General features: G+C 38.4%; 19 protein-coding genes and 2 pseudogenes. 5 read left to right on the forward strand and 16 right to left on the reverse strand.

The genetic code is table 11. The features are described from left to right. Positions 1-211 precede the first annotated feature (211 nt). The 4 genes from K364_RS0109620 to K364_RS0109635 all read left to right on the forward strand — a co-directional run bounded on the left by K364_RS0109620 (position 212) and on the right by K364_RS0109635 (position 4286). The gene (locus K364_RS0109620; protein ID WP_028307854.1) at positions 212-1354 is read left to right on the forward strand and encodes a YibE/F family protein; all 1143 of its coding nucleotides are present in this window, start codon (positions 212-214) and stop codon (positions 1352-1354) included. A 114-nt stretch (positions 1355-1468) separates the two neighbouring features. Further along, a complete protein-coding gene (locus K364_RS0109625) occupies positions 1469-2326 on the forward strand; it encodes a DegV family protein (protein WP_028307855.1) in 858 nt (285 codons plus the stop codon). 195 nt (positions 2327-2521) lie between these two features. Next, positions 2522-3601 (forward strand): D-alanine--D-alanine ligase family protein, encoded by a 1080-nt coding sequence (locus tag K364_RS0109630; RefSeq protein ID WP_028307856.1) that lies wholly within the window; start codon positions 2522-2524, stop codon positions 3599-3601. 94 nt (positions 3602-3695) lie between these two features. Then, complete coding sequence (locus K364_RS0109635; protein ID WP_028307857.1) at positions 3696-4286, forward strand: DUF4515 domain-containing protein; 591 nt, start codon at positions 3696-3698, stop codon at positions 4284-4286. A gap of 9 nt (positions 4287-4295) precedes the next feature. On the opposite strand, the gene K364_RS23470 is transcribed toward K364_RS0109635, so the two are convergent. The 5 genes from K364_RS23470 to K364_RS0109660 form a co-directional block, all read right to left on the reverse strand. Continuing rightward, on the reverse strand, positions 4296-5231 hold the full coding sequence (locus K364_RS23470) for a L,D-transpeptidase family protein (RefSeq protein WP_051533927.1): 936 nt from the start codon (positions 5229-5231) through the stop codon (positions 4296-4298). A gap of 190 nt (positions 5232-5421) precedes the next feature. Next, positions 5422-6096 (reverse strand): class II aldolase/adducin family protein, encoded by a 675-nt coding sequence (locus K364_RS0109645; RefSeq protein ID WP_028307858.1) that lies wholly within the window; start codon positions 6094-6096, stop codon positions 5422-5424. A 300-nt stretch (positions 6097-6396) separates the two neighbouring features. After that, on the reverse strand, positions 6397-6747 hold the full coding sequence (gene panD / locus K364_RS0109650) for an aspartate 1-decarboxylase (protein ID WP_028307859.1): 351 nt from the start codon (positions 6745-6747) through the stop codon (positions 6397-6399). A gap of 143 nt (positions 6748-6890) precedes the next feature. Further along, positions 6891-7574, reverse strand: coding sequence for a TVP38/TMEM64 family protein (locus K364_RS25555; RefSeq protein ID WP_051533928.1), 684 nt, complete (start codon positions 7572-7574; stop codon positions 6891-6893). Then, positions 7567-8112 (reverse strand): DUF2062 domain-containing protein, encoded by a 546-nt coding sequence (locus K364_RS0109660; RefSeq protein ID WP_028307860.1) that lies wholly within the window; start codon positions 8110-8112, stop codon positions 7567-7569. The genes K364_RS25555 and K364_RS0109660 overlap by 8 nt, the downstream gene beginning before the upstream one ends. 448 nt (positions 8113-8560) lie before the next feature. Here K364_RS0109660 and trpB point away from each other — a divergent pair, with 448 nt between their 5' ends. After that, on the forward strand, positions 8561-9766 hold the full coding sequence (gene trpB, locus K364_RS0109665; RefSeq protein WP_242841676.1) for a tryptophan synthase subunit beta: 1206 nt from the start codon (positions 8561-8563) through the stop codon (positions 9764-9766). Between the two features lie 82 nt (positions 9767-9848). Here the strand turns inward: trpB and K364_RS27265 are convergent, their stop codons facing one another. The 11 genes and pseudogenes from K364_RS27265 to K364_RS0109720 form a co-directional block, all read right to left on the reverse strand. Then, positions 9849-11210, reverse strand: a complete 1362-nt coding sequence (locus K364_RS27265; protein WP_340622508.1) for an aldehyde ferredoxin oxidoreductase C-terminal domain-containing protein — start codon at positions 11208-11210, stop codon at positions 9849-9851. After that, on the reverse strand, positions 11191-11601 hold the full coding sequence (locus tag K364_RS27270) for an aldehyde ferredoxin oxidoreductase N-terminal domain-containing protein (protein ID WP_051533930.1): 411 nt from the start codon (positions 11599-11601) through the stop codon (positions 11191-11193). The genes K364_RS27265 and K364_RS27270 overlap by 20 nt, the downstream gene beginning before the upstream one ends. Before the next feature lie 176 nt (positions 11602-11777). Then, positions 11778-13163, reverse strand: coding sequence for a sodium:solute symporter family protein (locus K364_RS0109675; RefSeq protein WP_028307862.1), 1386 nt, complete (start codon positions 13161-13163; stop codon positions 11778-11780). 56 nt (positions 13164-13219) lie between these two features. Beyond that, positions 13220-14515 carry an aspartate aminotransferase family protein gene (locus tag K364_RS23485; RefSeq protein ID WP_051533931.1) on the reverse strand — a complete coding sequence of 432 codons (1296 nt, stop codon included), beginning with the start codon at positions 14513-14515 and terminating at the stop codon, positions 13220-13222. 297 nt (positions 14516-14812) lie between these two features. After that, positions 14813-16411 (reverse strand): BCCT family transporter, encoded by a 1599-nt coding sequence (locus tag K364_RS0109685; RefSeq protein WP_051533932.1) that lies wholly within the window; start codon positions 16409-16411, stop codon positions 14813-14815. 31 nt (positions 16412-16442) lie between these two features. Next, positions 16443-17882 (reverse strand): trimethylamine methyltransferase family protein, encoded by a 1440-nt coding sequence (locus tag K364_RS0109690; RefSeq protein ID WP_028307864.1) that lies wholly within the window; start codon positions 17880-17882, stop codon positions 16443-16445. Between the two features lie 36 nt (positions 17883-17918). Continuing rightward, positions 17919-18392 (reverse strand): annotated as a pseudogene (locus tag K364_RS0109695) (trimethylamine methyltransferase family protein); the annotation flags it as partial. A 15-nt stretch (positions 18393-18407) separates the two neighbouring features. Further along, positions 18408-19391 carry a trimethylamine methyltransferase family protein gene (locus K364_RS0109700; protein ID WP_156946438.1) on the reverse strand — a complete coding sequence of 328 codons (984 nt, stop codon included), beginning with the start codon at positions 19389-19391 and terminating at the stop codon, positions 18408-18410. A gap of 396 nt (positions 19392-19787) precedes the next feature. Then, positions 19788-20441, reverse strand: a complete 654-nt coding sequence (locus K364_RS0109705) for a cobalamin B12-binding domain-containing protein (protein WP_028307867.1) — start codon at positions 20439-20441, stop codon at positions 19788-19790. Positions 20442-20456: 15 nt separating this feature from the next. Further along, positions 20457-21845, reverse strand: a pseudogene (gene mtbB / locus K364_RS0109715) ([dimethylamine--corrinoid protein] Co-methyltransferase). Between the two features lie 318 nt (positions 21846-22163). Continuing rightward, on the reverse strand, positions 22164-23918 hold the full coding sequence (locus K364_RS0109720) for a sigma-54 interaction domain-containing protein (protein WP_028307870.1): 1755 nt from the start codon (positions 23916-23918) through the stop codon (positions 22164-22166). Positions 23919-23935: the final 17 nt, after the last annotated feature.

Raw genomic sequence — 23935 nt, forward strand, 5'->3', positions numbered from 1 at the left:
ACTACCTCTATTCTACTACCCAAAATTATTATTTCAACTGTAGATGGCAAATATCCTGTATAAGAATGACGAATAATTCTTATAGTATTGCTTTATTAATAAATCAAGTTTAAGAATATAAAGGATTTCATTGGTCTTAAATAGAATAATATTTGTTAAACTGCTTTTTATAACTTTATTTTAAATTCTATTTTCTAGGAGATGAGGCAGCGTGAAGAAAACTACAGTAATAGTACTTTTCATTATAGTTTTACTTATTCCCTCTCTGGGGCAAGCTAATGATATACAGGGCAGCGGCAATTATGACGATATATTAGAGCCTGTAATGGCACGAGCCAAAATTATTGATATGCTTTATGAAAACGAGGGAGATTATGGCTTTGTACATCAGGTATTTGTTGCAGAAATTGTAGCAGGTCCATTTAAGGGAGAAACTGTCCTGGTTGAAAATGCCTTTTCGGGCAATCCTGCAATGGATATGATTATCCATCCTGGCGACAAGGTCATTCTGGCAATGGAGGTAATAGATAATCAAATTGCTGCAGCTTACCCACAAGATTTTTATAGAGAATTTCATATTTATCTTCTAATTGGTATATTTATTTTAGTCTTATTGGCTGTCGGGCAGTTAAAGGGCTTAAAAGCCATTTTCACTCTTGGTATTACAGTATTCCTCATTGCAAAGGTCATGCTGCCTGCAATGCTTAAGGGATATGATCCACTGATGCTGGCCATTATCATCTCAGTAGTGGTTACCACCATAACGCTGGTAATTATTGGTGGTTTAACCCCTAAAACCTTTGCAGCTATTCTTGGTACCACAGGGGGAGTTTTAGTAGCGGCCTTTATCTCCCTATGGGTTGGTCATGCTGCCAAGCTGACTGGGCTAAGTGGTCAGGAAGCTCAAATGCTCATGTATATTGCAGATAGTGTGGGCTTTAACTTTAAAAATTTGCTTTTTGCCGGTATTATAATCGGGGCTCTTGGTGCCGTAATGGATGTGAGCATGTCCATTGCATCTGCAATGGACGAAATAAAGCTTAATAACCCATCTATCTCAAAAGCTAGATTAATACAGTCTGGAATGAATGTTGGCAAGGATATTATGGGCACCATGACAAACACTTTGATTCTAGCTTATACAGGAACATCCATACCACTGCTGCTTTTATTCCTTGCTTATCAACAGTCATATCTAAAAATAGTTAACATGGACTTTATAGCTACTGAGTTTGTAAGGGCGTTGTCAGGCAGCATTGGACTTGTATTTGCCATTCCCATAACTGCTCTGGTAAGTGCGGCATTAACAAGGGCCTCATCATCTAGAAAGAAGTCCAAGGATATTTCAGCATAACGGCAACAGCTAATTATTTATGATAAAATTGAAAAATAATAATATTAGATAATTTCACTTACGTAAAATAAAGTATATAATGGAAATGAAAAATTAACAGAAGGGGGAAGAAAAATGTCATTAAAAGAGAAAATAGCTTTGATTACTGATACTTCTTGTGACCTGCCGCAAGATACAATTGACAAATACAACATTCACTTGCTTCCATTAAAAATAATATATCCAGATAAAGAATATGATGATAGATTAGAGATTTCACCAGAGGAGATATATTCAAGGTTTCCGGAAGAAATACCAACCACCTCTATGCCTTCCAGGGACACTGCAGCAAAGCTGTTTGAAGACCTACGTGCTCAAGGCTACCAAAAGGTTCTGGCTATATTATTGTCAAGTGGTTTAAGTGCTACATATGAAATGGTAGAAAACCTAAGAAAAGAATTTACGGATATGGATATCAGGGTAATCAATTCCAAGTCCCTTTCCATGGGGTTAGGCTTTCTTGTAGTAGAAGGGGCCAAGCTTCTGGAGGAAAAGAAAATGCAATTTGAAGAAATTGTTCAAAGTTTGAAAAGGGCAAGTGAAAAAATAAAGGTTTTTTATGCTATTCCTACTTTAGAGTATTTACGTAAGGGTGGCAGGATTGGACTAGTCTCAGCTACACTTGGTTCCCTAATTGATTTGAAACCAGTTATATCCATTAATGAAGAGGGCAAGTATTATTCTCATGCCAAGGTAAGAGGCAGGAAAAAATCCGTTGCCAAGATTATTGAACTGGTTGAAGAACTAACTAATAACAAAAGGATAAATATAGCTGTCATGCATGGTGATGCAGAGGAAGAAGGCCTTAAAATCAAAGAACACTTTGAGAAAAAATCAAATGTAGAGGAACTGTTTTTCAGCCAAATAAGTCCTGCTCTAGTTGTGCATACTGGTCCGGGGTTAGTTGGTGTATGTTATCAGTTAATTGACTAGGATATTTGTCGATTTTTTGAAAAGCTGCAGGTATATTCTGCAGCTTTTTTGCTTATTGTGCAGCATTTTCAAGTAAATTTTAGCATTTTAAACTTAATTGCCGTCTTAATAAAAATTTTCCTTGAAAAATGAACCAAATGGCCTTAAAATACTCTTGTTGCCATAATACATGCAAAGAATTTAGGAGGGACTCATTTGAAAAATACAATACTATTTATTTACAATTGGGTAGAAAATAAAGCTGATCAATTTATAGAATGTGCCACTAAAACTACAGTTGATTGTATCAAAAATGCCCTTAACCTAAGCGGTTTTGAAGTTATACCACTTAACCTATATAATATTGCTCAGCTTCGTGACTCAATTAAACAGATTAATCCAACCCTTGCCTTTGTAATTGCTGAAGGCTTTTTGGACAATCCAGAAACATTATTTGATGGTTCTGGTTCTACCCTGATAAGAGAAATATTAGCAGAAATGAATGTACCCTACACTCATTCAACACCATCTGGAATGATAAACTGCCGGAACAAGGATATAACCTATAAAATTCTCCGTGAAACCAATGTTCCAGTTCCTGATTCATTTGTTTTACCGAATGCCACCCTCTTTAAAAACTACATAAATGATATTGAGGAAACCATAGCTTACCCAATGTTTGTTAAACCTACCGGAGGCGGTAATAGTATTGGAATAGACAACAGCTCCATAGTATATAACAGACATGAACTGCAGGCCAAAGTCAATGGTCTAACAGCTCTGATTGGTGATAGTTCTATTATTATTGAAACCTTTTTATCTGGAAGGGAGTATACTGTAGGCGTCATGGGTAATTTCACCACTACTGTTCTGCCCGTGATAGCTTTTCCAAAGGACTACCAGGTCAGGAGCTATAAAATAAAGAAAACTGAATCTAAAGATAAAAATAATATTGAAGTATTTTTTTACAACGATCCCCTATATCAAAAGGTTTGTCCTATAGCCTTAAATACCTTTTCGGCACTAAAGGTTAATGATGTAATAAGAATTGATATAAAAGAGGATTCCCTTGGTAATCCCATGGTCATTGACGTAAATGGTAGTCCCTCATTAGCTCCTGGAGGCTCTTTAGCTTTTATGGCCCAGAACATGGACATTTCCCATGGCGAGTTAATAAACATGCTCCTTTGGGAAAGCATGCAGCGCTTTAAAATTAACCCAACCCCTGAACTTTTAAGAGTAAAAGAAGGAATTAACCTTAGAATCAAACATTACAGCGAAAACTTTGTGGCATAATCAATAATTTATTAATTCTAGAGGAAAAAGGAGAGAAAAATAGAAGTCTACTAGTATAGATGTATTGCAAATTTATTTCAAGGGGGTCTTGGTTGTGAAAAAGTTTCTTTATATTCTACTAGCCATGCTTTTGTTATTTTCTCCAGCTGCTTTGGCCAATGATGAAACAAATGGTACTCCTGAGGAAGGCACCATTCAAGAAAGCACCAATCAAGAAGAAAGCACTGCACAGCAGAATAATCAAACTTCAACAAAAGACCAGGAAGCAAGCAGTATTGAAAGGCAGCAAATCAAATGGGAAGCCATGAACGAAATGCAAATAGCATTGTTTATTATTAACAAGCAAATTGATTATTTAATGGACAGAATTGAGGACAATGACAATAGAATCAAACAAATGGCTGATACATATGAGGAACGACTAAAAAAAGAAATATCCAGAAACCAGGAACTAACGGAAAAGTACGAGGAAAAAATTAATGAACTTGAGCAGAATATAGGTGAATACAGGAGTAATGTTTCCCAGCTAGAAAGAGATATGGCCATTTTTGCAAGTGAAAGTGGCTTGTATCTAAAAATCTTACTTGGATTTCTTGCAGGCTCCATCTTTGGAGTAATATTAGCAGGATTACTTCAGTTGTGGAAGAAAGGCTCCGGTTCAAAAAATAAGTCTGCATCAGCTTAAGATGCAGACTTATTTTTCTAAAATTTTATACAGCTCATCTGTAAATTCTCCAGTAGGCTCCATTATATTTAGAAGCTGATAATATTTAATAGCAAGTGCAGTCATTGCTCCAAATCTGCCGTCGGCTGGGCCCCAATATACGCCAACCTCCCTGAGCCTGTACTGCCATGGTATCAGGCTTTGGGAGTTTACTCCGTACTTCAAATTGGGTTTATCCAAAGGAGGATAATCTCCCATGATTATAACTGGAGTACCTATTCTAACAAGGGGAAAAAGTTCCTCAACATGCTGATTGAACATTCTGATACAGCCCGCAGAGGCTCTTCTGCCGATAGACCAGGGCTTATTTGTCCCATGAATTCCATAGGAACCCCACGGCACATTAAGACCCATCCAGCGAGTGCCTAGGGCCCCTCCATCTTTTAGTGACTTATTAGCCACTTTGAATTCCCCTACTGGTGTAGGTGTTTTATTCTTGCCTATGGCCACAGGATATTCTTTAAACAATTTACCATCCAGGTAGACAGTAAGTCGGTTGGTATTCTTATCTATAACAATTTCCATGTCCCCGTCTATATCCTTTAAATTCTTATCAGGGGCTGGTGGCGCTGTTACATTCTGGGCAAGAAGCTCCCATGTTTCCAGGGTAACCATGGTGGAGGAACCCATTCCATGGTCTCTATGAAATCTAATTACAGCTCTCTGAGTTGGGTAATCATATATTCCTGATATACTACCAGGATAATACCCAAGCTCTTTTAATCTTTCCTGCAATTCCTCTACATCTGGACCTTTTTGGGCAGGTTCAGTAGCCAGCAATACCCTATCACTATCATGGCAGCCCACAAGCAATGGTTCCTCAGGACCAGCTAATGAAGTGCCCATTGAGGTAAATACCAGGCTTATGAAAAAAAATAAAAAAAAGGCATAGGGTAATTTTTTCATCAAGACACCCCACCAACTACTTAATCAATAATAAGTATTCAAAAGGTATCTTATCTATACCTCTGATCAATCAACTAAATTAACTAATTATTGCCTTTTTACTTGAAAACCCTCGCTGTCCAGGCTGGTTTCCTTAACCTATGGGTTGTTAGATATTCCACCAATATGACTTTAATAGGGTTGATTTATATTACTTTATTCCATACTGGGAACCAGCTTTTTGTCCATAGCGTGTGTCCATATCCTCTTGTTCTGCTTTTATCAAATCCTCAGCTAGTATTACTGGTTTACCTATCATACTGGCATATATGTATGATTTAGCACTTGCCTCCAGCAGCTCGCATATATCAAGTGCTCCAGCAAGGCTTTTACCTACCCCAACTGCACCGTGATTTGCCAGCAGGGCAGCAGGTTTATTGCCCAGGGCCTCTACAACATTTGCGGCAAGCTCCTGGGTTCCAACCCTGGCATAACCAGCAGTTTTAACCCCTCCTCCAAAAACTATGGTCATTGCATCAATTACTGGAGGAAAGTCCTGCCTGGTAACGGCAATGGCAGTTGCATATACTGAATGGGTATGTATGACGGCATTCACATCTGACCTTGCCTTTAAAATAGCCCTGTGCATGTTAACTTCAATTGACGGTTTTCTTTTCCCCTCAACAATATTTCCTTCCAGATCCAGCATGACTAGATCTTCTGATATTAACTGATCATAGGCCATACCACTTGGGGTAACCATCATTAATTCTTTACCTACCCTTACACTAATGTTTCCTCCTGTACCTGTAACCAGGCCCTTTTCAATTAATAGGTTGCCATATTTTATAATTTCTTTTTTTAGGAATTCCTGCTCAATGGACATAATTCACCCTCCAGGTATACTTTTTTAGGCATTTAAGGCATCTGTCAGCCTTGAATTAAAATAGTGTTAATTCCCCTTCCTCTGAACCCTCATCCAACCTGCCCTCCTCAAAAATTCCTTGCTGTAAACATAGATTGGACCAATCTAATTTATAGCAGCTTTAACAGGGAAACCCTATTGCCTTTTTATTATAATCAAAAAAATAATCATATAAAAGTGCACATCAATTTTGATTAATCAATTGATAAAAAAAAGAACCTATAGTAGTATATAGGTCCATGAAGTATTTCTTTATTGAATTTAACTTGTCTGCTTATTGTTTTCATCTACAAACACTATGTTGGGTTCATATTTCACTGCTTCTTCTGGAGTCATATAACAATATGCTATAATAATCACCTTATCTCCTGGCTGAACCAGCCTTGCTGCAGCTCCATTAAGACAAATTGTACCTGAACCTGCTTGACCCTTTATTACATAGGTTTCAAACCTGGCACCATTATTGTTATTTACAACCTGTACCTTTTCGTGGGGTAAAATACCCGCTGCCTTCATAAGTTCCTCATCAATGGTGATGCTCCCTTTATAGTTTAAATTAGCATCTGTCACAGTTGCTCCATGTATTTTGCCTTTTAACATATTTAAAAACAATATAATCACCTCCTGGAAAATAAAAAAGCCCAATAACACATACCAAGGCCTTGAAGTGTTTTTCAATATCCAATGGTATGGTTCTATTTAGATACCATCCTGGACATATTCTACCACAGCTTATTAATCTGTTACAAGGAAAATTATACACCATTACCACTTTGGGAATTCTCAAGTTCATTCCTGGCACTAATAATATCATAGACTTTCAGGATGCCTAAAATAATTACTGCCCATGCTGCAATGGCTAGAACGTTCCACAACAACGGCAGCTGCATTCCTCCCCAAATGGAATAAAACAAAATAGCTGGAATTTGACCCAGGGCAGTCCCCAGAACATAGTGCCTTGCCTTGATTCTTGTAAATCCAAAGGCATAACTGGCTAAATCAGTTGGTATAAAGGGCATCAATCGTACAATGAACACAGCCTTTTCACCATAGTATTCAAAAAAGGCCATGATTTTTCTCAAAAAGTCATTCTTTAACTTCATGTCCAGGTTAAAATGCCTTACCAGGGCAAAGCAAAGGTAAGCACTTAAAAGGGACCCTATCCAGGAAATTAAAAAGCCCAGGGCAGCACCAAAAATTATGCCATTTGCAATATAAATAAATACTGCTGGAATAGGTGCTACAAAGGCTTGTAAAAGAATCAGGGATATTGAGCCAAGGGGGGCAAATATACCCCAGTGATCTAAAAATAGTTCTATATGCCCCATATCCCCGACTATTAGGGCTTGAATAATACCTGAACTATAAAAAAACGCTATAACTATTAAAAATACCAGCAGGGCGCCTACCCTTTTAAACATCACTGCCTCTTTAAACATCACTACCTCCCCAGTTGGTGTCAGTACATTCCCTGTGCTTTCGAGTCTTATACCTTCGATTCAATATAACCCAAATAACAAAATAAATGAGTGTTGCACCTATAAAAGCATTAACCAGCGCCCCTATTAAGAAATCAGCTGTAAAGTCTTGAATTTTATCCAGATAAAAATAGCTGGCAGGCTGCTCAACTATTTCTTCTATTTTGACAATTGATTCCTGTAAAGACTCCTGTAAGCTTTCTTCAATTTCAACAGTTTTTACCTTATCCCCCTGCAAGAACCTGCCTGTAATCATATTCATACTATAAAAAACAGGAATGAAAAAACCGGTAGCCAGGTTAGCTGTAAGTGCTGCCACAGCACTGCCCCGGATTAATCTTGCCAGGCCCATAGATAAAAAAGGGCCAATTCCAATTGAAGGAATAAAATTCCAAAAAAAACCTACCGCAACTCCCAGTGCAATTGCATGGGGTGAGCCTTTAAGCTTTAGAATTTCTCTAAACTTGGTGCGCATTTTCTCAAAATGTTTTTGCGGCAACTAGATCACCATTTCTATGGATTTTGTATCACTAGAATAAATTATAACGTGTTTTAGTGAGTATGTATAGGGTTCAGCCAGCATGTTTAAATCAGAATTCGACACATTTTTGAAAGTATTTAAAAATATTAATTAAACTTCGGGACTATGGTCCTAGTAATTTGAGACCTTTTGCTTAATGGAAAAATTCTACAAAAAGTCTAAAATTATAGTATAAAAGTATCACACATTAAAAACATTTCTTTTATATTGCCTCCTCATTCTCCAATGGGCTACCACCTCACCTCACAAGCTCATTGGAGAATTTTTGTCTGCAGCTTTAACAGACAGCTCCCGCAGGCAATTATTTAATAGTGACAAAGATATTAAGATTTGTTAATATGTAATTTAAGTATAGTATAGCAAGTACAGTCAAGCTATTTAAAGCTGAGAGGAGATGAGTTTTTTTATGAGTTTGAAAAATGTTATGAATGAAAAGGGATATTTTGGTGATTTTGGGGGGAGTTTTGTACCACCCCAACTGCAAAAGGTATTGGATACCTTGGAGGAGAAGTTTTACGAATGTATCCAAGAGCCCGAGTTTATTAAGGAGCTAGATTACCAGTTTCAACAATATGTTGGAAGACCAAACCCACTGTTTCATGCCCAAAAGCTGTCCAAAAAACTTGGTGGCTGCAAGATTTTCTTAAAAAGAGAGGATTTGAATCACACAGGCTCTCACAAAATCAATAACACAATTGGCCAGGTGCTTTTGGCCAAGCAAATGGGTTTAAAAAGAATTATCGCTGAAACAGGTGCCGGTCAGCACGGTGTAGCAACTGCTACTGCAGCAGCATTATTTGATATGGAATGTATCATCTACATGGGTGAGGAAGACACCAGGCGCCAGTCACTAAATGTTTATAGAATGCAGCTTCTTGGAGCTAAGGTTAATGCTGTAACATCTGGCACAAGAACCCTTAAGGATGCTGTAGACGAGGCACTAAATGATCTGGTTGAAAACTATGACCATACTTATTATATGCTGGGATCAGCTGTAGGACCGCACCCTTATCCAATGATTGTGAGATATTTTCAGTCCATTATTGGCCGGGAAGCACGTGAACAAGTAATCAAGCAGGAGGGGCGTCTTCCTGACTATGTTATGGCATGTGTTGGTGGCGGCAGTAATGCAATAGGTCTATTCTCCGGCTTTATAGATGATGCTGAGGTAAAGATTATTGGTGTTGAGCCAGCAGGACATGGTATAGCTACAGGCAAGCATGCCGCAACCTTATCAATTGGCAAACCAGGAGTGATCCACGGCTTTAAATGCCATGTCCTTTGTGATGAGGAAGGCAAGCCCCTTCCAACCCATTCTGTCGCGGCAGGTCTTGATTATCCTGGAGTAGGACCGGAGCATAGTCATTTAAAGGAATCTGGCAGGGCCCAGTATGTATCAGTTACTGATGAAGAGGCATTAAATGCCTTTCAGGAGTTATCAAGGACTGAAGGAATTATTCCTGCTCTTGAAAGCGCCCATGCCATTGCCCATGCCATGAAGCTTGCACCAACCCTTGATAAGGACAAGATTTTAATTGTGAACCTGTCTGGTAGAGGTGACAAGGACGTGGCCCAGGTATTTGAGATTTTACAGTCACGTCAAAAAAATTAGAATTAGAATCTGGTATATTTTAGCATGCTTAAGCCGCAGCTTTTTAAAGCTGCGGCTTGTTTATTTTCACTATTTATCAATATTAAAGAATTTCATCCAATTCGTTAAATGCTTCTACCAGCTTTTCCTGTGATATATTAAAAAGATAATCATTAGGAGTCAGCCTCTCTTGATAAAAAAACTGCGGTAAAACATTGCCTGACTGCTCTATGCCTGCCCTTTGGTTAAACAGCAGCTCATTTTTTATCATTTTTTTGGATAGATAAAGCATATCTTCCAGTGTAAGATTACTACCTAACTTGACGTTTATAAGCTTTGCAACCCACTCTACACTATCAGAAGCAGGTCCAACAAAACAGCATATACCGCTATAATCGAAAACCCCCATCATGTACTGCATTTCTTTAGATAATTGAATGGTTCCCTCCTCTGTATTTAAAAAGTTGGGATCATTTGTAATTGGCCTGTAGCCTGTTCTTCCAGGGAGGCAGTTGCCTGCAGTATGGTCAGCACCCATTGGCGAGGTTGCATAGGTTACTCCAGTTGCTTTCCCTCCCCTGGGATCATAACAAGAGATGCCCTGTCCCTTAACTACTGGAATACGCTTTGCTCCCACCACCCTGCCTGTTAATGCAGCTCCCTGACCAATTAACTTGCCAAGTAAGGTATTCATTTTTACTTCCTCCACCAGCTGCAGCATTTTCTCCTTGTCGCCAAAGGGTATCATTCCCACATCCATTATAATTCCCATGGTAACCCCAAGCTCCATGGTATCAAGTCCCAGATCATCACAGGTACGATCCATGCCCGCAATAAAATCCAGATCACCAATACCACAGTTTGGACCAATAAGTCCAATTGTTTCATATTCAAACCCGGCAGTTAGGTAGTTTCCCTTATCATCATTATACACATTAGAACGCCGTATAGGGCAGCCTGGCTGGCAGGCATGGGATGGTTTTCCCTTTCGTTTCTCAATTGTTTCTTTTAGCATTTCACCACTTATAGAGTCAACACCTTCAAAGGTTCCTGAGCTAAAGTTTCTAGTAGGGAGATAGCCCAGGCTGTTAATTACTGTTACCAGATTGGCAGTGCCATAATCAGTAAGAACCTTCTTAGTTTTTACCAGTTCTTGTGCCCAGTTTGCTGCCAGTTTTCTATACAAGTCTTTATTCTTATACAGCATTGGTGGTGCACCGCTGTCATCTATAATGATAGCTTTAATACCTTTAGAACCCATTACTGCTCCCATGCCGCCACGACCACAGTGCCTGGCAGGGTTGCCTTCCATATCAGTTACAGCAACTGTTGCCATGGCATATCCCCATTCTCCAGCAGGACCTATTGACATGATGTTGGTGGCGAAACCATGCTTTTTCTTGAGCATTTTGACAGTTTCATAGTTGCCCAGATCTTTAAGTTCATCAGCCTGAATAATTTCTATTTTTTTGGTTTGTAACCTTCAGTATATAAATAGCATCCCCTTCTGACTTCTTTTGAAGCTGTCCTTGAGGCTGTCCCTCTATGATTAAAGCCCGTATTCCAAGGCGAGCAAGCTTTCTTCCCGCTGTACCCCCTGCGTTGCTTTCTTTTATGCCTCCAGTTAAAGGGCTTTTTGCACCTACAGATATTCTGCCTGAACATGGGGCACTTGTGCCTCCCAGCAATCCTGGTGCAATAATTAGTTTATTTTCGGGACCAAGAGGATGACATACCGGGTCTACCTCATCTAAAAGCAATTGGGAAGTTAAACTTCTACCCCCTAAAAAGCTATAATCTTCTGGCAATTTTTCCTTCCAAATTTGCTGATTTGTCATGCATATTCTAATAATCATACGCTATCACCTGCCGTGTACAATATATTTAACTACATAATACCAGAGTTTAATGTCGGTTATGATGTTAGATGCTGCTTTTTAGCTGACCACTATCTACCTTGTGGACTATTTAATTTATACTAAAGCCTGTATTACTCGTATTATAGCTATTATCTATTACTTTTTATTTAATTCTACTCATTCTTATTAAAGATATGACTTAGTACAAAAGTTGCAATGGCAGCTGTGGTAACTGCTGCATAGGTCTCTGTAAAATTAGGATGAAGGGGAAATTGCCCAGTTTGGCCCTTGTAAAACACCCAGAAAAACCCTACTATTCCAGTGAGCAGCATGGCGTATATCGCACCTTTTTGAGTAGTTCTCCTCCAGTATATCCCATACAGCAGCACAACAAATAATGAACCTCTTATCGTATAGGCAAAAAACACCATATCAAGTATCATTGTAGTACCATACAATGCTATTGCTAAAAAAATACAACAAACACCTGCTACTCCAGTAGTGATCCTTGATATTAATAGTATTTCTTTATCACTAGCTGCGGGTTTTAGCCTTCTTTGGTAAATATCTTTAGTAATCATTGTTCCACATGCTAATATAATTGGTGAGACAGTGGATAGTATGGCAGCTAATATAGAAGCTAAAACAATTCCACCAATAATAGGATTAAGATCCATTAAAAGTGTTGGTAGTGCTAAAGTTGCTTGTGGCAACTCTGGGTACTTAGCCTTTGCTACCATACCCAGCAAAGCCGTTAATAAACCAAATGGTGCTACGGCAAAGGCGGTTATTATTCCTGCTTTTTTTGCAACATTCACATCTCTTGCAGCAAGCAAAGGTTGAATTCCCGCCTGCGCTGTACAGGCTCCCAGTATTGCCGCTATAACCCACGAGGAAACCCTAGGCATTCCAATACTAGTTAAACTGAAATAGGAATCTGGTAGTATAACTGATAGGGTAGATAGTCCACCAATATTTTTACTTACAAAAATAATTGCTAATATTACTCCTCCATACATGGCAATTAGGTGTATCATATTGGTATAGCCAACAGCAATCATACCGCCAGCTTGAGTGTATACAATAAATACCAAACCCATGATGATAACCGCCATATTATAATCTAACCCTAGAACAACTACTCCCAAAGTCCCTGCTGCAATAATCTGAGCAGTTCCTACTGCCAACATAACAAATGTTAGTAAAACACTTGCCACTGTTCTGGCATCCACTCCAATAAATTTTTCTATAATGCCAGGGACTGTTACTGTTTCAAGACTTCTATACAGCTTGGCGAAAAATATAGCCAAAGCCATGACTCCTAGCCCATTAGCAATTGTATACCAAGCTCCAGAAATCCCATATGTAAAACCATACTCAGAAATTCCTGTTGTTGACGTCCCTCCTAACCATTCCCCTGTTCCTGCAGCAACACACATTAATATTCCAAGCCCACAACCATGAAAACTTGCTGAAGTGCCTGATTTTTTTTTTGCATAGCAACCAATAGTTACTGTCAAAATCAGGTAAAACAGGATAATAATCATTTGTGTTGACATAGTATTCCTCCGTCCTATGCTATACAGATACTTCAACGTTTCAAAGACACTAATTTTTAACAGAGATCTACGATAATTTGCAAGATAATATCTACTGCCTCATCAGCAATGTCTTTTGTTATATTTAAAGGCGGACAAATTCTGACCACTGACTCCCCAGCCTTACATAGAACCAATCCACGATTACCAGCTTCTACAAGTACTTTTTTCATGAGCTCGGTATTAGGGCTGCCATCAGATTTTATTAACTCTACTCCTATCATCAAGCCTAATCCACGTACCTCACCGATAGCTGGAAGATCTTCTTTAGCATTATTAAATTTATCTATTATACTCTTACCAATTTCAGAGGCATTTTGTACTAAATTATCCCTAATGATAACTTCCAGGGTTTTCTTGCCTGCTTGACAGGATAATGGGTTTCCTCCAAAGGTAGAGCCATGAGACCCCACAGCCCACTTGTCTCCTATTTCTTTTTTGGCAATAAAGCCCCCTAAAGGCATACCTCCCCCAGCTGCCTTTGCAAAAATTAAAACATCTGGCTCAATACTGTAATGCTCACAAGCAAACATTTTCCCTGTTCGTCCAGCACCAGTTTGAATCTCATCAAATATTAGCGCTGCGCCAGCCTCATCGCATATTTTCCGCAGCTCCTCTATAAATTCTTTTGGGGGTACAATGTATCCAAACTCTCCTGCTATAGGCTCTATTAAAATTCCCGCCAATTCATCTGCAGGAAGAGTTGTTTTTAAAATCTGCCGTATTAAAGTAACACAGGCTAAATCACAGGTTTCCTTAGATTTATGTCCTAGGGGACATCTATAGCAGTAAGGATAAACGGCATGCTGTACTCCTACCAACAAGCTACTTAAACCCTTTCTATATACTGAAGCACTAGCTGTTGCAGCCAAAGCTCCCATAGGCCTTCCATGAAAACCACCGGAAAAAGCTAATATCATTGTGCGTTTTGAAACCATTCTAACCAACTTGAGTGCGGCTTCAACTGCCTCTGAACCACTATTCATCAATAAAACCTTGCCATCTTGGAGCGTTGGCGGAACAATTTGTTTAATCAATTCTGCGTATTCTACATTTTCAAGATAATAGCCCACCATAGATGTATGGATTAATTTTGCTGCTTGATCTTGGATTGCTTTTACAACTTCAGGATGACAATGTCCAATGCTGCATGTTGCAATGCCTATTGCAAAATCTATATATTGGTTTCCTTCAAAATCGTACAGGTAAAACCCATCCCCCTTTTCAAACGCAATTTCTTGGTAATGACCAATAGCTGGTGACATGGCCTGATGATGCCTTGCAATTACTTCTTTCACAGTTGGGTTTATCATTTTAAAGACCTCCAATAATATGTTTTGTAAACCTAAGTTTTAGAAGTTCCAGTTAGAATTTTGTTGATGACTTTACCCTTGACGGGGAGTGCTCCGCAACAACAAGAAAAAGGAAAGGGCTGCTATTAATAAACAACCCTTTATCCAACGGCAAATTACCACTCAAACTCCTATCCTTCATTTATGAAGTCTCGCTAAGTGCAGGCTATTGGCGTAAGCCTTGGATAATGATTTACTTGAATTAAGGCAGGAAATCCATCTGAATTAAATAAATCTGTTTATAAAAGTCAAAACTAGTTAGATATCAATTTTGTTACCATCCATATTTACTTGCTGTTCTTGTACACCCTGTGTTTTACTATATTTAAATCCTCGCTTTACTGGTGCCAGGGCTGGTCCATGGTCTTCTTTCAACCACTTCATAAAAGAAATAATCATTATAATAAATATGGGTATAAGTGGCACAGTCAATACAACAGAGGAAACTTGAACTGCACTTAGACTACCAACTGCTAATAATGCCATTGCAACCACGCCAATAATAAATGCCCATAGTAACCTGAACCAGGCAACTGGTTCCTCATCCCCTTCTAGGTTTTTAGTGGTTCCACTTGCCAGGGTATATGCTGCCGAATTGAATGTTGTGCCTGAAAAAACAAACCATATGACTAGAACCACCGGCAAGACAAGCCCCGCTAAGGGCAATGACTTAAAAACTGCTAGAATAGCTACAGGAGCACCGCTTTGCGATAATAAAGAAGCTAAAGGTATAATGTTATTGATTTGTAAGTGCAAGCTGTATCCACCAAAAACGGCGAAGTATATCCAACATCCCAAGGTACCCCAGACTAGTTCTGCAACAACTAATTCTTTTATGGTACGTCCTTTTGATATTTTTGCTACGAACATACCCATTAAAGGAGCAAGAGCAAGCCACCATGCCCAGTAAAACACAGTCCAGCCTTCCGGAAATCCGCCTTTTAATATGGGATCAGTCCATAAACTCATCATAAAAAAGTTATTAAGTAATAAACCCAAACTATTGGAAAAAAGATCTAAAATAAAAATAGTTGGCCCCACAAGCAAAACATAACCCACAAATACTAAACAAATTATCACTGTAAAGTTAGCAAGCTTAGCTATACCCTTTTGGAGACCAAGCCACATACTAACCGCAATTATACCAGTCCAGATAATAATGACTATTATCTGCAGCAAGAAGGATGACTGTATATTAAACAGTTCTCCCATTATAGTTGCAATCATTGGAACTCCAAGTCCAAGAACTGTAGCAACACCACCAACTATACCAAACATGGCCATTGTATCTATAACTTTACCTGCAATACCATTAGAGTGTTCACCAATTAAACCACTACAAGCTGTACTCATTCTTAGATTTGGCAGCTTCCTTACATACATGGCATAAGCTATAGGCAGCGTGGGAATGGCATAGATGGCCCATGCTGAAAATCCCCAGTGAAACATACCATACATTGCTCCCCATTCTACTGCAACAGTAGAACCCGGTTCTATTCCAAAAGGCGGCCCTTGGTAATAGTAAATTGGCTCTATTATTGACCAGTATATTAATGATGCACCAATTCCACTACAAAAGAGCATTGATACCCAAGTAAAATAATTAAATTCGGGTTCATCATCGGGTTCACCCAGCTTAACGTTGCCATACCGCCCAAAGGCCAACCATAACAGGAAGAAAAATATCCCTATAGTGTAGGCTAAAAACAACCAACCTAATTTACTAGTGGTAAAACCCAGGACAGCATTTAATATCTGACCACCTTTTTCTGGATTAATACTTATGGGTATAGCCACCGCCAGTAAAAATATTAAGATAGGCCAAAACATTTGGTGATCCATCTGAAATTTTTTCATGGTTTCACTCCTCTCTTTTTTTTGTATTTTGTTAAACAACTTTCTTTTTTGCCAGAGCAGCCTTTTTTGCACTAGACATAATTCTTTCAATTTCTTCATTCATATGTTTATCAAGTATAGGTTCCTTTTCTGATTGTAAAATTGATATAACTTTTTCCTTTGCCTTGGTTTCTGCAGTATCTTTGTTTTTCTGCCATATTTCATAACTTGCACGATTACTAATTGTGGGCTCCCACAATTCCCCCTTCCTTAAGTATTTAATCGTGTGTTCATGCTCTAAAAAGCATATATCTTTTTCTACTATTTCTCGTACAATTTCTACTGCTAATGTATCATCATTCACTTCAGTACCTTTTATTGTTCTTTGAAGCATTGAAGTCAATTCATCATCCATGACCAATTGTACATAACTTGATATCATTGCATTATCTAACGATCCAGCCGCCGCCAAAACATCTGCCCCCATTAGTGCACCTAAAAGCCCGTTATAACATCTTTCATATCCGCTTTGATAGTCAGTTACCTTTGCTGCAGATGAAAATCCCGTGACCGAAACTGGAACGTTGTAATAGTTCGCTAAAGAAGCAGAGCAGGCTCCAGCTATACCTAATTCAGGGGCGGACCATAAACCAACACCAGTTTTCATATCCATGAATGTAACACGTGGTGACATAATCATTGGTATACCCGGGTTAGCCATCTGACCGGCTACCATTCCAGCAACAACCTCAGCGTTTTGCTGTACAACAGAGCCTACTAATGTCATAGGTCCTGTTGCTCCCATCATGTTACAAGGAATTATGCCAATTGGTATTCCCATTTCAGCCAATTTAATAATTCCTTCACCCTGCTCCTTTGGAAATTCTAGAGGACTTATAGGGGAAATTTCTAAATACAAGGTTGGGTTCTGCTTAATTTCTTCACGATCGCCAAACACAACTTCTAAAACCCGTACAATAGCATCTAAATCCTCAGCTGATTCAATAGGTAGCCTTAAAGGTTTTTTAGTATTTCTTAACATGTTGACTATTTCTGAAAGCATGTAAATATCTGGATCTATATCCTTTGGCAATCCACAACAAACAATATTGATGTTAGGCAGGGAATCTGCTAGCCTGGACATATCCGCCAGATCCTGCATCAGGTAGTTTCTTATGTTGCTTGTGTGGACATCTAAAATATAAGGTGTTCCACTACAAGTCTGAGAGTAAGCACTTTTACTACCAATCTCCAAGACTGTTTCCTTGTCTCTACTAAACAAACTGAATTTACTGGGTACCAGCTTTAAGTACTTTTCTACTATATCAGGCGGAAATGCTACCCTGCCATTTTTAAGTTTACAACCATTTTCGAGTAAAACCGACCTAAACTGACTGTCTGGTGCATCAATACCTAATTCTTCTAACAATCGCAGGGTTGCTTCATGCATCTTTTTGACTTGATTTTCGTGTAAATATTCTAGAAATTTCACAATATTTCTCCCCCTGTCATTTTTAATAAAGCCCGTTTACTTTTTTCTAAAATCTTCTTCAGCACTCTCGACAATACTACGCATTCCAGATATAACATTCGCTGGTAAAGCCTCTGGCTTATGATTTTGCAAGATGTGAATAGCCAAGTCATTAGCCTTAGTTGCAACATCCTTTCCTCCTTCGGAAAGCCAGTTATCTCTCATTTTCCTATCGAATAGCTTTGATTGAGATTGCTCACTTTTCATCCGTTCAATGGTGTGCTGCTGCATTAAGAAGTCACCGCCGGCACCTACCTGCTTAATGACATCTACTGCTAGCGTATCATCATTGACCATAATCCCCTGAAGAACCTTCTTAATCATTTTTGCTATTTCATTATCTATTACCAATTGAGCATAGCTAAAGGTCATTCCTAATTCAAGCATTCCTAAACCATATATTAAATTGGCTCCTGCCAAAGCGGGGAGAATGCCAGTGATAGTCTTCTCGTAACCAGATTGGGCATCAACAACCTTGCTATCAGCCTATCCTCCAGCTACAAAGCTAGGCAGAAGATAGTATTGTGCCAGTTTAGCAACTCCTGCATTTATCATACCTAACTCGGGAGCTCCCACTGGGGCTGTAGCATGCCTAAGATCCATTATGGTAGATGAACTGCCATATATTGCCGGTGCACCCTTGGAGGTCATTTGATGCAGAATCAAACCTCCTAGAACCTCAACGTTATGTGCAGCAAGTGTTCCGGCTAAGGTAATAGGAGAGGAAGCACCTGCCATTGCCATGGATAATATATTCATGGGCACCCCTGTTCTGGCTGCATAAATAATCACCTCACAGCAATGATTACAAAGCTGCAAAGGGCTGCTTGGGCAGGCAATAAAACTTATCAATGGTCTGTCCTTTAATTTGTCTTTGCCACCAGCAACAAGGGCAACCATTTCTAATAACTTTTCGGCTAACCTTGCATTTCCGGGACCCATAAAGCATGGTTTTGTAGTATTAGGTAAAAAAGCCTCCGCTTCATGCAATACCCCTACTTCAGCATATGCATCTCTTGCATCCACAGCCCTTTCATAGACATCTATACCATCTAAAGCGTCAGCTAATAAAGCGGAATTTGCCACATCCTTTTTGGTTGAAGGTCTGTATTCTCCGGTGTAAGGGTCAATTACCATTAATCCCTCACCAAAATTAGTAAAATGTACTCTTTTGCCTTCAAGTACAACATCGTTTTTGGGGTTTCTTCCAGCTAATAGTATTTTACTTGGGGCAGATCTAATGGCATCTTCTACTATATAGGGTGAAAATTTCACAGCCTTAGTATTTTTATCAACAATTGCACCACCACCATCAAAAATCTCTAAAGCTTCTTCAGACTCGACTTTAATTCCGGTATGCTGTAGAATCTCTAAACTAGCTAAATGAATTTCATACAATTCATCATTCGTAAGTCCACTTAAGCCAAAACCAGAGAAACCTTCCATTCCAGCTCTTAAGTTGCGTTTCAAAACTATCCCCCCTACCAATTGGAATTATGGATCTAAAGCTTATACTAAGACCCAAGTTCATAATTTTTTCTTTGTTTTAAATTTTCTAAATTTTTTTGGTTGTTTTCCATTAATTTCTACTCAAAAAAATTCAAATAATCAATGGTTGGCAGCAGTAGTATTTCTAAACTCCTATTTTGTTGTTTCCATGAGTTCCGCAGTTGATAACAACATTATGGGCACCAGCTTTAACCTGTTCTAAAGCAATTCTTTTTATTTACTCCTCATCTTAATTTTCAACTGATCTAATTGCTTTACGACTGGTATTAATCAATTCCCCTGTAATTAGCATTATTTTCTCCCTGTAAGAATATTGCTTTATAATATTTTCTTAAGTGAATGCAATCTGCTTGATTTTTACTCTAGTTTCAACAGCTCCAAAGCCTTTTTTACTGCATCAGCAGCATCTTCTCCAAAAGCATCCGCACCGATTCTATCAGCCCAGCGCTGAGTGGCAGGGGCTCCCCCAACTAAAGTTTTAAATCTTTCACGGACATTGTGTTTCTTTAATTCATCCTCCAGTTTCTTTTGTTCCATTAAAGTGGTAGTCAAAAGTGCGGATGTTCCTATTAAATCCGCTTTATAACTTAGAGCCTTTTCAATAATCTTAGATACTGGAACATCTCTCCCTAAATCAATAACCTCAATGCCTTGGGTCTTAATTAGTGAGATTACAATACCCTTACCAATATCATGGACATCTCCCTCAACAGTTGCCATAATCATAAGTCCCTTTTTTCTACTTTCACTACCTTTCGTTCTAACAGCCTCATCACATAATTCTGTGACTTTTTTCATCACCTCAGCAGACAGCATAAGTTCTGGAAGAAAAACTTGGCCCCGCCCAAAGAGGTCACCAACTTTTCGTATGCCTACACTAAAACCTTCTGTAAGTAATTCTATGGGATCCAAGCCTTCATTCAAACCCTTTTTAGCAATTTCAATAGCAGCATTCTCATCGAACTTAAATATACTTTCAATTGCTTCATCTATTATTGTACTTTTACCCATATAATCGCCCCCCATCTAGATCCCTGCTTCTTTCTTAAATTTTTCAACACTACTTATGGATATTCCTAGTATATCAGCAATGCGGAACTTAGTTTGTATTCCTATCCCAGCATTAGGACGGCTTTGAGTGGTTCCTATGTTCAAGTCTTCACGACAATCTTTCATGACTGCACAGTCAGCGAGATCCTCCACGCCAACCTTTAATTTTTCTGCCACGAAAACTTTTGCCTCGTTAATTTTCATGCCTGCCAACTGCATTCGGAAAACTAGATCTCCAGCTGTCCGAATACCACCCATACCAGCAGTGGCTTCATGAGTAACAGCCATCCCGAAAGTATCTCCTGCCCCTACCTACAAACCGTCTATTTTGCTTATTTCAATCAGTGCTTTGTCAACTCTGGAAACGGCATCAGCTGAAGGTATTAGGGACAAAGGTATTCCCCCAACACCCATTCCTACATTTGCATGTACGGGCACTTTGGAAACCTTTACTGTTTCTTTAGCAAATGTACAAACTCGTGCTAAGTTCCAGGCTAGTGACTTGGAGCTATTGGTGTTAATTGCAATGCCAAATATGGATGCTCCAGATTTTTCAGCCATTTTTACCTGTTCGTGGGGATATAAACCTGCTATTCTTTGTCCATCAAACTCCAACTGCCCATGCATGCCCATATTAAACTCTCCAGCCATACCTATTTCAAAGCCTACATGCGGATATTTTACTTTTAATAATCTTACGGCTTCCAAGCTCGCTTTGACATCTGCATCACCAGAGGCACCAACTGTATCTAAATTAATGCCATCAGCTCCGCTTTCAATCATATTAGAGGCTACAAAAACAATATCTCGAATTGCATGTTGTATTGCTTCATTTTGAGCGTCCCTGGCCTCGTCTATCTTACCTGCAGGTAGTAATTCAGACCAATTGCCAACCGGGCCATCGGGTATTGTATAAAGGCCTAAATTAGGCATTGCACCATAAAGTACAGGAAGAGTAGTCATTAATTGCACCTGCTCCATGGATTGTTTTTCTTCACTAACTATAGACTTAACCGGCTTGTAGCTATAATCCACATGGCAGAGTTCTATACTATCAGATGCCAATGCCCTTTCTTGAGTTAATATGGCCTGTAGCCTATCCATAGGAATACCATTTCTGACAGGCAGTTTTAGCGTGCCAGCATCAAAGGATACTACAACTTCATTCCCTGGCTCCACAGATACAATTTTTTGTGGGCTAATAATAATATCATAGAGATAGTCCATTTCATCTTGAGTTAATGGAGGGATATTGCCCCTCTCAGCTGCATCATGCACACCACTTTCTATATCTGACTTAATTTGGCTTTCACTCATGTAGCCAGCATAATTGTCACCATAACGTGTCAAATATTTTTTCACCACCGTACCTCCCTCGAAGATTAATTGCCAATATATAATGCATTTTGGGGTCCGTATTTAGAATATTTGTATCTTTCCTTCCATATTAGGCCTATGTATGTGCAATCCCCCTTTAGCTTCTTGATTTCCACGCACAAGTTCATTATCTTTCTTTACAGCAAAATCTATGCCATTCTTGTCTTTTAATGAATTTTATGAATAATTAATGATACAAAAAAGAAGAGTAATGAAATTTTTCATTGCTCTTCTTTTGCTAAATTCAAAACCGCAAGCTCAACTACATCTATCGGCAATGAATATAATCATTGCCGATGAAAATAATCATTGCTTATACTTTTTTAGAATTTTAACTACGGTGGATTGGTCGATTTGCAGAACTTTTGCTGCTTTGTAGGTAGATTTATATAGTTCGTATGCCGTAGACACCATTTGCATTTCCAAATCCCTCTTGGCCTCTTTTAGAGGAAAAAGCCCACTACAAATGACCCTACCCTTTGACATAATCTCCCCAGTTAGCACTCCTGATATCAATTCATCACTTATAATTTCACTATTACTGGTCAAGACCAATCTTTCTAATACGTGCATTAACTCTCTAACATTTCCAGGCCACTCATACTTATGCAGAATTTGTATAACTTCGAAAGATAGCTTCTTGTTTGTATTATATTGTTTATTTAATCTATTCAAGAAAAACTCTGTCAGAGGTATAATATCAGCTGTTCGTTCTCTTAAAGGAGGAACTTTTATTGGAATAACATTAAGCCTATAAAATAAATCTTGACGAAATTTTTTTGCTTTCACCATAGCTTTCAGATCCCTGTTAGTCGCTACAATGACACGGGTATCTATTTTGATTCTTTTTGTTCCGCCAACTCTAATTATCTCTCGGTCCTGTAAAAATTCTAAAAGCTTTACCTGTAGGCCTAAAGACATTTCCCCAATTTCATCCAGAAATAAAGTTCCCTTTTGTGCAAGTTCAAATTTACCAGTTTTACCTTTTTGATTAGCACCGGTAAAAGCTCCACTTTCGTACCCGAAAAGTTCTGATTCTAATAAGTTTTCTGGGATCAATCCACAGTTTACCTTAACTAAAGGATATTTATTTCTATGACTTAAGTCATGTAGTAATCTAGTAATAACTTCTTTTCCCACGCCTGATTCACCCTGCACCATTACTGTTACACTAGTTGGTGCTATTTTCATAATCGTTTCTTTAATGTGCTTCATTTCTTCACTTTCGCAAACAAACTTATCTTCAATATATATTCTCTCTCGGAGCATTTTGATTTCCTGATTCTTGTGCTTTAATTCATTATCTTTCTTCGCAATTTCTTCATGTAGTTTGTTTATTTCCTGAACATTTTTAGAGGTGCAAATTACATAGACTAAATTCATATCTTCATCAAATACAGGAACTCCAGTAGCAAGGACGGTGGTTCCATTTTTTAATTTTTGTAAACTATTTTCTTTTCTCTTAGTACTAAGAACTTTCATTGTAATACTAGAAGAAATAATTTTTTCTTGTTCAAGATGTGCAACATGTTTATTAAGGACATCTTCAATCTTTACTCCACATACTCTTGCTGATTCAGGATTTAAAAATCGAACAAAACCATCTTTATCAGTGATTAAAATTTCCTCCTCGAAGGAATTAATAATTTTTTGATAGAAATGATTTCTCTGCTCTAGCTGTTGCAATAGTTCACTATAATGTTTTAAAATTTCTGGTTTTTTAATGATCCCAATTGGGTATTGATGTTCATTAACAACAACAATTAATTTCCCATTTTCTAATTGACTGAGTTTACTTTCAACTTCTTTTTTATTAACTACAGTAAACTCCTCACCGGTTGCTATTTGATTTATTTCTGTATGTTCATTTATTTTTGAACACATTATAAAACTTGCCATGAGCTTATGTGTTGAGTACACCGCCATAACTTTCCCGTCTTCAATACATAATGCATAGCTCTTTATTGGATCAATTAAAACTTGAGCTAGGGCTTCCTTAAATTTTAAATTTTGGGAAAATATAAAAAACTCCTTGTTTCTAAAATCAAGAACATTAGTCATATTTAATTTGACCCCCT

The sequence above is a fragment of the Desulfitibacter alkalitolerans DSM 16504 genome, assembly GCF_000620305.1.
Classification (GTDB): domain Bacteria; phylum Bacillota; class DSM-16504; order Desulfitibacterales; family Desulfitibacteraceae; genus Desulfitibacter; species Desulfitibacter alkalitolerans.